Source organism: Maribacter algae (genome assembly GCF_047345745.1).
Taxonomy (GTDB): Bacteria; Bacteroidota; Bacteroidia; order Flavobacteriales; family Flavobacteriaceae; genus Maribacter.
Window position 1 is genome coordinate 927,101 of the sequence record NZ_JBLFES010000002.1, and the last position, 11,864, is coordinate 938,964.

The 11,864-nt window shown below is 39.5% G+C and carries 12 protein-coding genes; 4 read left to right on the forward strand and 8 right to left on the reverse strand.

Annotated elements, in window-relative coordinates; translation table 11 throughout:
- Positions 1 to 4: 4 nt before the first annotated feature.
- Together ACKWBX_RS11395 and folE are read right to left on the reverse strand one after the other, a co-directional pair.
- Positions 5 to 304 carry a hypothetical protein gene (locus tag ACKWBX_RS11395; protein WP_413968809.1) on the reverse strand — a complete coding sequence of 100 codons (300 nt, stop codon included), beginning with the start codon at positions 302 to 304 and terminating at the stop codon, positions 5 to 7.
- Between the two features lie 70 nt (positions 305 to 374).
- Entirely contained in the window at positions 375 to 974 is a 600-nt protein-coding gene (folE, locus tag ACKWBX_RS11400) for a GTP cyclohydrolase I FolE (RefSeq protein ID WP_413968810.1), read from the reverse strand.
- A 263-nt stretch (positions 975 to 1,237) separates the two neighbouring features.
- Here folE and ACKWBX_RS11405 point away from each other — a divergent pair, with 263 nt between their 5' ends.
- From ACKWBX_RS11405 to ACKWBX_RS11415, 3 genes are read left to right on the forward strand one after another with little or no spacing between them, the layout of a single operon-like run.
- Entirely contained in the window at positions 1,238 to 1,918 is a 681-nt protein-coding gene (locus ACKWBX_RS11405; protein ID WP_413968811.1) for an ABC transporter ATP-binding protein, read from the forward strand.
- Positions 1,919 to 1,935: 17 nt separating this feature from the next.
- Complete coding sequence (locus ACKWBX_RS11410) at positions 1,936 to 2,493, forward strand: CPBP family intramembrane glutamic endopeptidase (protein WP_413968812.1); 558 nt, start codon at positions 1,936 to 1,938, stop codon at positions 2,491 to 2,493.
- Positions 2,490 to 3,254: a TIGR02757 family protein gene (locus ACKWBX_RS11415; protein WP_413968813.1), complete on the forward strand. Its 765-nt coding sequence runs from the start codon at positions 2,490 to 2,492 to the stop codon at positions 3,252 to 3,254. The genes ACKWBX_RS11410 and ACKWBX_RS11415 overlap by 4 nt, the downstream gene beginning before the upstream one ends.
- Before the next feature lie 65 nt (positions 3,255 to 3,319).
- On the opposite strand, the gene ACKWBX_RS11420 is transcribed toward ACKWBX_RS11415, so the two are convergent.
- The 5 genes from ACKWBX_RS11420 to ACKWBX_RS11440 form a co-directional block, all read right to left on the reverse strand.
- Complete coding sequence (locus ACKWBX_RS11420) at positions 3,320 to 3,727, reverse strand: fasciclin domain-containing protein (protein WP_413968879.1); 408 nt, start codon at positions 3,725 to 3,727, stop codon at positions 3,320 to 3,322.
- Positions 3,728 to 3,751: 24 nt separating this feature from the next.
- On the reverse strand, positions 3,752 to 4,852 hold the full coding sequence (locus ACKWBX_RS11425; protein ID WP_413968814.1) for a fasciclin domain-containing protein: 1,101 nt from the start codon (positions 4,850 to 4,852) through the stop codon (positions 3,752 to 3,754).
- A gap of 151 nt (positions 4,853 to 5,003) precedes the next feature.
- Positions 5,004 to 6,848 (reverse strand): cytochrome-c peroxidase, encoded by a 1,845-nt coding sequence (locus tag ACKWBX_RS11430; RefSeq protein ID WP_413968815.1) that lies wholly within the window; start codon positions 6,846 to 6,848, stop codon positions 5,004 to 5,006.
- Positions 6,849 to 6,927: 79 nt separating this feature from the next.
- Positions 6,928 to 8,457, reverse strand: coding sequence for a PhoX family protein (locus ACKWBX_RS11435; protein ID WP_413968816.1), 1,530 nt, complete (start codon positions 8,455 to 8,457; stop codon positions 6,928 to 6,930).
- A gap of 203 nt (positions 8,458 to 8,660) precedes the next feature.
- Entirely contained in the window at positions 8,661 to 9,794 is a 1,134-nt protein-coding gene (locus ACKWBX_RS11440) for a Gfo/Idh/MocA family protein (RefSeq protein WP_413968817.1), read from the reverse strand.
- A 120-nt stretch (positions 9,795 to 9,914) separates the two neighbouring features.
- On the opposite strand from ACKWBX_RS11440, the gene ACKWBX_RS11445 reads away from it, so the two are divergent.
- The gene (locus ACKWBX_RS11445; RefSeq protein ID WP_413968818.1) at positions 9,915 to 11,402 is read left to right on the forward strand and encodes a S10 family peptidase; all 1,488 of its coding nucleotides are present in this window, start codon (positions 9,915 to 9,917) and stop codon (positions 11,400 to 11,402) included.
- Here ACKWBX_RS11445 and ACKWBX_RS11450 read toward each other — a convergent pair.
- Positions 11,399 to 11,863, reverse strand: coding sequence for a hypothetical protein (locus ACKWBX_RS11450; RefSeq protein ID WP_413968819.1), 465 nt, complete (start codon positions 11,861 to 11,863; stop codon positions 11,399 to 11,401). The genes ACKWBX_RS11445 and ACKWBX_RS11450 overlap by 4 nt on opposite strands.
- Position 11,864 lies beyond the last annotated feature (1 nt).

Below are 11,864 nucleotides of genomic sequence, written 5' to 3' on the forward strand. Positions count from 1 at the left end.
GTAATCAAGCATCCAATAGCTTCTCTTTTTTCGCTCCTTTGAAAACATATGTATACAACCACATCAACGTAAAGGAAGGAATAATGTCCAACCCGGGAATTATCTCTTCAACAAAAGTTACTAGACCGGCAGCTTGACCAATCTTCCCCTTATACATACGGGTCATTAACCATGCAGAAAGCGGTGCCCAGATAATATCGGAAAAATCCCCTATAAAAGGTATAGCAAAGGAAAGCATTCCTATACCATCAAATAGCAGCCCCATAAAGAGGTGCTTGATTTTTTTGTCCTTATTTTTTGACATATTGAAAAATAATTAATTCATCAATATAAAACAACAAAGGTGCCAAAAGTATTTCCCAAGAAATTCAGGGTTAGGAAAGTTTTGAACCGATAAGTTTTAAGAACTCGTTCCGGGTCTCGATTTTTTCAAATTGTCCTCTAAATCCTGATGTTGTAGTAACCGAATTTTGTTTTTGCACCCCGCGCATCATCATGCACATATGGGAAGCCTCAATGACGACTGCAACACCTTTAGGCTGTAAGGTGTTGTTTATACATTCCAAAATATCATGCGTAAGGCGTTCTTGCACCTGTAACCTTCTTGCAAAGACATCTACGACCCTTGGTATTTTGCTCAAGCCTACAATATGTCCGTTTGGGATATAGGCAATATGGGCCTTTCCAAAAAAAGGTAGCATATGATGCTCGCAAAGTGAATACAATTCTATATCCTTAATAATGACCATATCATCATAATCCTCTTTGAACATGGCACCCTGTAAAATTTTGACAGCGTCCTGTTTGTAACCTTGCGTGAGAAAAAGCATTGCCTTTGCAGCCCTTTCCGGAGTTTTCATAAGGCCTTCACGCGTAACATCTTCTCCTATTTCATCAATAATGGAGGAGTATCTGGACTTTACCTCATCCGTAATTTCTAAATTGTACTCTTCTAAATTTCTATATGGAGCCATGCAGAACTATATAATGTTTAATTATTTTTTTTATTTGTTAAACAAATCTATTGAATAAAAATATAATTTTCACTAAAGTATGCTTAAAAAATAGTATTATCTTAAAATTGGATAAAGTTTGCTTATAGCCTTATTTTGTTATGTGCCGACCATTAGCTAATTTCACTCGATAATCGAGATTTGATGCTCCAACGCCTGTGTCAAAATCTAATTTACGGTTTGCACCAATGCCACATAGGTTTACTTTTAAGACTGAAGTTTAGATGATCAAAGCAACCAATATTCATAAGTATTACGGGGAGTTAGAAGTTTTAAAAGGTGTTGAACTTCACATCAAAAAAGGAGAAGTGGTCTCAATTGTTGGAGCCTCCGGTGCTGGGAAAACCACGCTCCTACAGATTTTGGGGACTTTGGATGTGCCCACTAACAAATCAGACAGCCAACTACTCATCAACGGCACACAGACCAATAATTTGAACGATAAGGAACTGGCTCGTTTCAGAAACGAACATATTGGTTTTATCTTTCAGTTTCATCAATTGTTACCGGAATTTACGGCACTTGAAAATGTTTGCCTTCCGGCATTTATCAAAAAAACACATAAGACCGAAGCTGAAGAACGTGCCAAAGAACTCTTGGATTTTTTGGGTCTGACCAAACGTTATCACCATAAACCCGCTGAACTATCTGGCGGTGAGCAACAAAGAGTTGCCGTGGCAAGAGCCTTGATCAATAATCCTTCCATTATTTTTGCCGATGAGCCCAGTGGTAACCTAGATTCCGAAAGTGCGGATAATTTACATAATCTCTTTTTTGAGCTACGCGAAAAATTTGGACAAACCTTCGTCATTGTCACCCACAATTCCGAATTAGCGGAAATGGCAGACCGCAAACTAACCATGGTAGACGGTAAAATAGTTGGCGAAGCGGTACCTGTCTCCTAACATTCCTTATCCGAACGATGCGCAGACAACTTTGGGATTTTCTTAAAAATCCAACTTATAGGGAAGATGAGAATAAGAATATAGACCATAGGTTACGTATTTTCTCAAAGTTGGTATTGTTTTCTTTGGTGTTGAGTTTTTTGTTTGCAACTTTTCTCGGAATATTGGAAATAGTATTTAAGCTTAATTTGGGCGAGCACGCCATGGATACTTTCGTAAAAGAGTATCCGGTCCTTTCTCTATTTTTTGGAGCGGTAATCTTAGCTCCCGTTCTTGAAGAATTGGTTTTTAGGGGACCGATGTTGTTTTTTAAGGAGAAAAGTTATTTCCGTATCGTATTTTATGTGCTCACCGTTCTTTTTGGATTTTTGCATATCTCTAATTTTGAACTCAGCACAATTGTTATTTTGTTATCGCCCATCTTGGTCTTGCCACAATTGGCAATTGGCGTCATTCTAGGTTTTATACGTGTACGTTTTGGCCTATTGTGGTCTATGGCACTTCACGCTTGTTACAACGGAATATTGATAATTCCCTTAGTGCTGGCAAAACTTCTAAAACTACCGTTAGCATGAAGAAGGCCGAATTGAAAGCATTTTTGAATGAAAAAGTAGTTTTATATGAAAATCCAAAATTTTTGGAAAGCGATCCTTTGCAAGTACCCCATGAATTCTCTAAAAAAGAGGATATAGAAATCAGTGCTTTTTTGACGGCGACCATTGCTTGGGGAAATCGGAAAAGTATCATTGCCAATGCCAATAGGTTGATGGAACTTATGGGAAAAAGCCCTCATGAATTTGTGCTTCACCATACCAAGGCCGATCTAGAAAGCCTACAGGAGTTTGTGCACAGAACTTTTAATGGTATTGACCTTGCTTATTTCATCCATTCATTAAAGAATATTTATATAAACCATAATGGATTGGAAACCGTGTTTACCAAGTACCAAGAAATGGACTCTTTACAACCGGCCATTTCTAAATTCAAGGAGGTTTTCTTTGAGCTGCCACACCAAGTAAGAACCATGAAGCATGTATCCGATCCTTTAAAAGGTTCTGCTGCTAAACGTATTAATATGTTTTTACGTTGGATGGTTAGAACGGATAAGACCCAAGTAGATTTTGGAATATGGAAAAATATTCCCTCTTCAAAATTATCTTGCCCGTTGGATGTGCATTCCGGTAATGTAGCCCGAAAACTAAAATTGCTCCAACGAAAACAAAATGATGCCAAAGCACTGGCTGAACTGGATAAGAACCTTAGAAAGCTAGACCCAAAAGATCCCGTAAAATATGATTTTGCACTATTTGGCCTAGGGGTCTTTGAAAAATTTTAGCTGAATGCCCGTCCCGAAATTTCGGGAAGGACCATTCCATTTAATTCTATTTTACTATTTGAAATCTATAAAGAAAGTTCCCTTATAATTTCCTCGGGCAATAATACTTTATCCACTACATGAATAACTCCCTTTAATAATTCCTTATCTGATGCGGTTACTTTGGCGGCGTCCATCGTTTTATCCAAAACGTAAACGCCTTCATCGATGCTTATTTCCAATTTTTCCCCTTGGGCCGTTGTTAAAAGTTGTCCATTGATTAAATCGTCAGCATTCAACTTTCCGGTTTCCACACAATGATATTTAAGAATGGTAATCAATAGTTCTATTTCCTCCACCGTGTTAAAATCGGCAATGGAATTATAACCTTCCAAATTATCAAAAAGTTCTAAAAATGCCCGATTAGTGGGAAGAAAAAATGTGAATTCGTTATCCAATAGTCCGTTAAGGTTATCACCTACCATACTTACAATTTTGAATACATTGGTAAGGTTCTCCTATTCGGATAAAAAACCCAACAAAGCCCTGCTTGCATCGGTATGGATATCATTTATGACAGATTCCGGCAATAGAAGTCTATCTATGGTATGGACAACCCCATTATTTGCGGGTATGTCAGTAACCTTAAAATTAGCATCCAATTTTGTGACATCGTTTAACACATAATTTCCGTCTTCAAACGATACATCAATTATATTATCCTCGGAAAGGGTGGGCAATTCCCCAATGGATAAATCCTGAGCGGTAAGTTTTCCGGCATGGATATGATAGGAAAGTACATCCCGTAATAAACCGATTTCAAATTCGGTATCAAAATCATTGATTTCAGTCAAACCTGCGCCCAACAAGGTAAATACCGCACTTAATGCTTCACTGGTCGGGGCAAAAACGGTAAATGGACCATCTTCTCCAAGGGTATCCAGTAATCCGGTAATTTCTAGGGCTTCCTTTAAAAAAGAAAAATCATCGTTTTCTTCCACCAATTCCTTAATCGTTTTGGATTCCGCTTGGCTTACTTCGTCCAAAAACTCTTGAACCTCCGCAGGGATTAAAATTTTATCGATGACATGAACTACTCCGTTTGATGCCATGTTGTCCGTAACGGTTATTGTAGCATCTACTTCGGAAGCATCACCTATTACAAAACTGTCATCCGAAGCTATAATTTCGATACTATTGTCAGTGAACAAAGTGGGTACCGCTCCCGGAGTTAGGTCGTCTTTCATAATGTTACCGGAAACTATATGAAACTTTAGAATACGCGTCAGTAATTCTATCTCCAAAAAATTATCAAAATCATTAAAACTATTAAAGCCGTCACCTAGCGCTACGAATAAATCTTCTATAGCGGTATTGGTAGGTGCAAATACGGTATAAGGTCCTTCACCGTTTAACGTAACGGACAAATTTGCTTTTTCTATCGCCTCTACCAATAACGATAATTGCTCTGTTTCGCCGGCCAGTTCTACAATTGTTGGGAGCAATTCTTCCTTCTCCTCTTCTTTAGGTGAAGGATTATCATCATTCTTATTACAAGATGAGATAAATAAGATGCTTATAATCAATAGCATCCAGTTGAATTTAAAAAAGATTTTCATTTTCATAATTTTAATGTTCGGATAATTTAAAATTAGACCTTTGCCAGTTCAAAAAGGTCAATACATTTTTAACTCTGGGTTAGGAAAAGTTTATATTTTGTTCGCTTTGTTAATTTTAGATTTCTTGCCAGCTTTTACGACAACATCTCTTTTATATTCCCCCACATTTATATTCCCCCACATTTGTGTCCGTAAGTGTTTTTACAAAAGTCACTAACGCCTTCAATTCAAGATCGGTCAGGTTCAATTCGTCAAAAGGCAGGGTTTGATAATCCAAATCAAAGCCCATTCCGCCTCCGCCACCTTTATTGTAAAAATCCATGACTTGATCTAAATTGGCATACACACCATTGTGCATGTACGGTGCCGTAACTTCTGCATTGCGCACGGTAGGAGTTTTGAACATACCTTTATGGACTTCCAATTTTTGGCCGTGTCTCCAATAATACCCTAAATCGTCATCCAACTCTTTGTTTGCCATAGTCTCGGGCACCCCGACCACCTCTTTTTCATGCTCCGTGAAGAAGGGAGGCACAGTACCGTTGGTCAATGGAATAAAATGGCAGGTTGCACATAGGCCCTTGCCCATGAACAAATTCATGCCTAACTTTTCCTCCTCGGTGAACGTATTCTCCTCGCCTCTCATGTTCCTATCAAATTTGGAATTGAAAGCATTCAAGGTACTTATATAGGAAGATATGGCCCTTATGATTTCGGTGTTTGTTTTAGAGACACCTCCGTAAGCCTCTTTAAACAGTGCTATGTAGGTAGTATCACTTAGGATTTCCGTAGAAAATTGATGAACGGAACTATCAAACTCTTCTTTATTGGTAAAGACCATGGTAATCTGATCCAGTAGATTTGGCGAACGACCGTCCCAAAAGAAGCTTTGTTGAAAAGCCGAGTTAATTAGTGTTGGCGTATTTCTTTTTAATTTTTTCCCTTGATTGTCCGTATTCAGCACCAGTCCATCTGCCCAAGCTTTACCGGGGTCGTGACAACTAACACATGCCATATTGCCGCTTTGCGATAATTTTGGTTCAAAAAACAACTTTTTGCCCAAGGCTATTTTCTTTTCATTTGCGTTTCGGTTAACGGGAGGAATAAAAAACTCGACATTAAAAGCATCTTCCTCGAAAAAAGTAGGGGCATCAAAATTGAAGGGCTTATTGTTTACAGGTTCCCATATATCAGCCGTTTTTCTAATTTCTACCCAATTTCTCGTAATCGGGTTCATATAATTTCTGATAAAACTATACCTATCAAAGGTTTCAAAATTTTTGTTCGATGCTATGAAATCCACAGCCCTATTGATATTATTCCCAAAAATGGAATCTAACGAACTGGATTTAGATTGTATGAGTTTACCAATGGTGATTTCATAAACCTCCTTTAAACTTTCCAAGGATACTATGGTTTCATCAAGGCCCAACTGGCTCACAGGAGTATCAAATCCAGTTATGGAAAGACTGATAATACGCATAAGTTGTTGGTGGGTAGCTATAAAAAAACGCTGGGGTGTGAGTTCATGTTCGCGAATGTTCCGTTCGAGATTTTTCAACAGGCCTATTGTCAATTTAATTTCTTCTCGATAACGGTCTTCTTCCTCGTTTCCTTCATAAATACTCTCCTCTATTTTTTGAAGACCGAAGGGCAACAGTACCTTTTGACTGTCATCCGTAACGATAGGTAGCGCGGGACCGTTAGCCCTATGCCCTACTTTAGGATTTAGATACGAAGCAAAAGGTTCCGCTTTCTTAAATGAAACTCGGGTCTTGGCAAATGCTTGTTCCGTTTCTTTACCGGTCACGGGCATTTTTGACAACTCCTCCAAAGAAGCAATGACCTTGGATATATACTTAAGATAATATTCCTGCCCGGACCGCCAATCTACCGGGGAGGTATTCTTTTTAATTACCGTGGCTTGCTTTGGTTGTTGTTTACAACCTATTACCGTAAAAGCAAATACTAAAAGATATATGAATAACCGACTCATTTATTAGATGGTTTGTTTAAATAGGAAAAAGACCTCCACCACTGGTGAAGGTCTTTGCTTGTTCAATTTTTTGTAATGCTTATCTGGGAAGACCTTTTAGGATAACTATTTGCCCTCCTTGGTCATCTTCTCTTGCCCCTCTTTCAATCGCTTCAGGTCTTGTTCTCATATCATGACCGTCCACGTTTTGGAAATCTGGGCTTTCCCAATAATGCGGTTGAAGGTTCAATAAGAACGTTCCCGGTATACCAACTTTATCCGAGATATCTTCTAATGCACCATATTCCCCGCTAAAACCTGTACTTCCTGTAGGGTCTAAATCCTGACGGATTACAAATTCCAATACTACTTTTGTATTGTTCCCATTTAAATCTGACTGATAGATATAGGCGGCATGTCCTCTGTCAAAAGAGTTAGGGTCTTCTTGCGTATAAATAAAGTTTTCCGTAACCGCAATATTATCAGGACTTTGTAGTGAGGCAACATTACCATCTGCATTATTGGTATCCACATTTCCGGAAATGATCTGGGTAAGTTTACCTGTTAACGGAGAATCTTCGGAAAGTTCCAATTTATAGACCGTTCCCCAGTCATTATAAGTTCCCCTTCCAGGTCCTCTACCCGTTACGGCAAAATAGATATTTCTTCCTGCGGCATCAGAACCTTTTTGATAGTCAACATCTTCCACTCTCATAAAAGCAGAAGCACCGGCAGCTACACAGGCATCTTCCATTTCATCTTTGGTCAGCGCGGCCCCATTTTCTATTTCAACGAATTCAACATCATAAGTGCTCCCAAAATCCAAGTTGCTCTCATTATAAATGGTTTCTTCAGCGGTATCCATTACACCACCTGAACCGTCTGAAACTTGCTTTAATTTTAACACATAAATTTTACCGTCGTCAAGATTTTGATCTCCGTTTTCCGAATAGTATAAAGTGACCTGACCTTCGGAACCGCTTGAATCATCATCACCTCCGATAATTACCGTTTTTCCGGAGTAGGCATCCCTTGGTAACGGTACGGCATTTTCCCATGCAAACTCGCCAAGGGCATCCAATCCAAAATCGGCTGTTGGCGTTGGCACTGCCTGATAAGGATCAATTCCTTTTACATCATAGTTAAAACTTTCCGAAGCGGACAGAAATAAATCCCTAGTACCACCATGAATGGAAGTATCCCACATGGTACCGGAACACTGTCTTGCAAAATCGGCGACACCTGAGTTAAGCATCCATTCCCCGGAGAGTGGGTTTAAATTTTTGTCGAGCATAATCCTTGCAACGGCATAATCATCCTCGGCATTCACTAAATACATGTAGCCGTCACTATTTGGGTCTTCCAGAAATCCGGCACCGTCCTGCGCACCCACTAAACGAAATCCGTTATCCAATATATCGGTAGAACTGATAAGGGAGTAAGCTTCCACAAAATTAAATTGTGGTTGAATGGCTACCAAAGGTTCAAGACTTGACTTGTTTTCGAAAATAGTGCCTTGTTCTTCACCACCGCCGTCTCCGCCGTCTCCGATGAAATCATCCAGTTGGTCACATGATGCCATTGTAGCGAAGCCTGCCGCACAAAAAAGCAATTTTTTAAGTGTTCTCATTTTTAAAATTTGTTTTAGATTATGAATAGTCCAAAACTATAATGAGAGCCTTAGGTTAAGGTTTACTGCAGATTAGTATTTTATTTTTAAAACCTTACCAAATTGTTACTATGTTATCTTAACCTATTTTTAGGTTGAATTAATCTTGAATATAATGTAAAATTATATTTAGGGAGCAATAAATACGGGCGCTAAGAAGTGCATTAACGAACAATACCCATATTCCCTAGATCCAAAAGTTGCTTCTTTCCTCCTTCTTTAATGGATTTGTATATGGCTTCAACAATGATCATATCCCGTTTGCCCATTTCCCCAGGAGCTACATTCGGGGTTTCTTGAAGAATATGCTTGGCAAAATCGTCCATCTGTAATTTTTGTTGGCTTTCTTGTTTGAAATTGAGTGGGCCACTTGAGGTTTTCCCACTCAACGGAGCATACGCGCTCGCGGGGTCCAACGCTATCCATCCAGATTCACAGGATACGCGTAATCTATTTGCATTTACATTATGGGAGGTCATCATATGCCCCACCGTATTGCCCGGAAATTCGAATTGAGCAGTTATTGTCTCGTCCGTCTCCTTAAAGTATTCGGGGCGAGTGCTAAACTCTTGGGCACTTACGGAAATAGGATTGCTTCCCGTACCGTAAATTGAACTTTGTATGGAATAGACACCCATGTTCATCAAAGCTCCACCCCCACTTAATTTTTTGTCCAACCGCCATTGATTTGGATCACCCTTGGAAATATAGGCAGCATCCGACGATACAAACAGAACATCCCCATAAGTTTTGTTTTTGACCAATCGTTTCACCTCATTTGTAAAAGGTTCGGATTGCAAGCGATAACCAACGGACAACTTCACTTTTGCATTCTCACATGCTGAAATCATGGCATCACATTCCGCTACGTTCATCGCCATGGGTTTTTCACAAATAACATGTTTTCCCGCTTTTGCTGCCCTTATAGTAAACTCTTTGTGCATACTGTTCGGTAGGACCACATATACGATGTCTATATCTGGATTATCCGCTATATTGTCAAAATTCTCATAGTTATATTGATGTGTTTTGGGAATATTATATTTTGCTCCCCAGTCTTTGGCTTTCTCTGGCGTTCCGGTGACGATACCCGCCAAGTAGCAGTATGATGTATCTTGCAAGGCAGGTGCCAATTGATAGGTGCTATAACTGCCCAGCCCGACCAGTGCCATACCCAACTTTTTCTTTTCAGGCTTATTTTCCATTCCACAGGCCAAGGTAGTACTTCCCAAGATAGAGGTTCCGACTATTCCCTTTCCAATGGTCGTTGCAAATTGTCTTCTGGAAATCTTTTTCATACTATATTCTTTCTAGTTCCAAATAAAGGTAAAAAGAATTTTGATATTGATTTATCATAAGGTGATAGTCATCATTCATTCTAAATACTTATTTTTAAAACGACTAATTCAATACCGGACATGAAAAACATATTACTTCTATTTACGGCACTATTTTTATTTCAACTCAACAGTGCACAAGAACGTAAACTCCCAATCGACACCATGGTTACTACACAACATAGTGTAACCATTAACGGAACACCTATAAACTACACGGCCCAAACGGGCACGCAACCTGTTTGGGATGAAATGGGCAAACCGATAGCTTCTTTACATTATACATATTATACAAGAAATAACATCAAAGACCGTGCTTCCAGGCCATTGTTAATTTCTTTCAACGGGGGTCCAGGTTCGGGGTCTGTTTGGATGCACTTGGCCTACACCGGACCACGGATCTTAAAAATAGACGATGAAGGTTACCCGGTTCAGCCGTATGGAGTAAAACAAAACCCTTATTCTGTTTTGGATGTTACGGATATCGTATATGTAAACCCTGCAAATACAGGATATAGCAGGACTGTACCGGAAACTGGAAAAGAAGTGGACCGCGACACATTTTTTGGTATCAATGCCGATATAAAATATTTGGCGGAATGGTTGAATACCTTTGTAACCCGAAACAACCGTTGGCGTTCCCCAAAATATATTATTGGTGAAAGTTACGGGGGAACACGTGTTATGGGGCTTTCCCTTGCATTGCAAAACCAACAATGGATGTATCTAAATGGAGTCATTATGGTTTCACCGGCAGATTATAAGGTGATACGGGTTGGCGGGCCTGTTTCGGAGGCACTCAACCTTCCCTATTTTACGGCGGCCGCTTGGCACCATAAAGCATTGCCACCGGCATTGCAACAAAAAGATTTATTGGACATACTTCCCGAATCCGAGGAATATACCATTAACACCGTGATTCCCGCTCTTGCCAAAGGATGGAATATCAGTGATTCGGAAAAAAATGAAGTAGCGGAAAAAATGTCTTTTTATTCCGGTTTATCAAAGCAGGATATCTTGGACCAAAACCTTTCCGTGCCCACTTCTTTCTTTTGGAAGAATCTTTTAAGGGATAAGGGCTCGTATACCGTAGGCAGATTGGATTCCAGGTATCTTGGAATTGACCGTCAAAAACTGGGTATGCGTCCGGATTACAATTCCGAAATAACTTCTTGGTTGCACAGCTTTACACCGGCCATCAATTATTATTTACAGGAAGAGTTAAAATTCAAGACCGATATTAAATATAATATGTTCGGTCCGGTACATCCGTGGAACAATGAAGGTGACAATACACGCGATAACCTAAGGCAGGCAATGGCCCAAAATCCATACCTGAACGTTTTGGTACAGTCCGGATATTATGATGGGGCAACCACATACTTCAACGCCAAGTACACCATGTGGCAAATAGACCCAAGTGGTAGAATGAAAGATCGTTTTAGTTTTAAAGGGTATCGCTCGGGACATATGATGTACCTAAGAAAAGAGGATCTTGAAAACGCTAACAATGATATACGGGATTTTATCTCAAGAACATTGGCTAACGGTAAAAGTGCTAAATATTAAGGATTCTGGTATGCTTTAAAAACCGAGGAGGAAAAACGCAGTGCATGAATCGATGTAATTTGGGTAGGAGAAGAATTGGATAGTGGTTTTTGATAAAGCTTAAAACTTACCGCTTCCCTAAAAAGTTGGTCACGCTTTCTTATTTTACGTTTTTTGAACAGGTCTATGGTCACACCTACCGTGGCCCCACCGAGAACGGTAGCCAATAAATCTTCATTGTCCCAACCTCCGTATTGGTTTTGGTCAATACTTTCTTTAGCCAGCCCTATTAGTAAGCTACCGCCCAAAGAACCCACGAAAGTCCACGTTCTATCCCCTTTGGAAATCTCATTGGCCACACCTGCTCCCACCAAACCATACAAATTCCCTCCTAAAAAGTGCAATGCCTTATCTTCCTGTATTTGGGAGTATGAGGTATAAACCAATGCTAAACAAAAGAATATTGAGAAGATTTTTTTCATT

Excerpts from the sequence above, each read along its gene's own strand:
- ACKWBX_RS11395 (WP_413968809.1), bottom strand. The coding sequence starts at position 304 with ATGTCAAAAAATAAGGACAAAAAAATCAAGCACCTCTTTATGGGGCTG.
- ACKWBX_RS11405 (WP_413968811.1), top strand. The coding sequence starts at position 1,238 with ATGATCAAAGCAACCAATATTCATAAGTATTACGGGGAGTTAGAAGTT.
- folE (WP_413968810.1), bottom strand. The coding sequence starts at position 974 with ATGGCTCCATATAGAAATTTAGAAGAGTACAATTTAGAAATTACGGAT.
- ACKWBX_RS11440 (WP_413968817.1), bottom strand. The coding sequence starts at position 9,794 with ATGAAAAAGATTTCCAGAAGACAATTTGCAACGACCATTGGAAAGGGA.
- ACKWBX_RS11435 (WP_413968816.1), bottom strand. The coding sequence starts at position 8,457 with ATGAGAACACTTAAAAAATTGCTTTTTTGTGCGGCAGGCTTCGCTACA.
- ACKWBX_RS11415 (WP_413968813.1), top strand. The coding sequence starts at position 2,490 with ATGAAGAAGGCCGAATTGAAAGCATTTTTGAATGAAAAAGTAGTTTTA.
- ACKWBX_RS11410 (WP_413968812.1), top strand. The coding sequence starts at position 1,936 with ATGCGCAGACAACTTTGGGATTTTCTTAAAAATCCAACTTATAGGGAA.
- ACKWBX_RS11430 (WP_413968815.1), bottom strand. The coding sequence starts at position 6,848 with ATGAGTCGGTTATTCATATATCTTTTAGTATTTGCTTTTACGGTAATA.
- ACKWBX_RS11425 (WP_413968814.1), bottom strand. The coding sequence starts at position 4,852 with ATGAAAATCTTTTTTAAATTCAACTGGATGCTATTGATTATAAGCATC.
- ACKWBX_RS11450 (WP_413968819.1), bottom strand. The coding sequence starts at position 11,863 with ATGAAAAAAATCTTCTCAATATTCTTTTGTTTAGCATTGGTTTATACC.
- ACKWBX_RS11445 (WP_413968818.1), top strand. The coding sequence starts at position 9,915 with ATGAAAAACATATTACTTCTATTTACGGCACTATTTTTATTTCAACTC.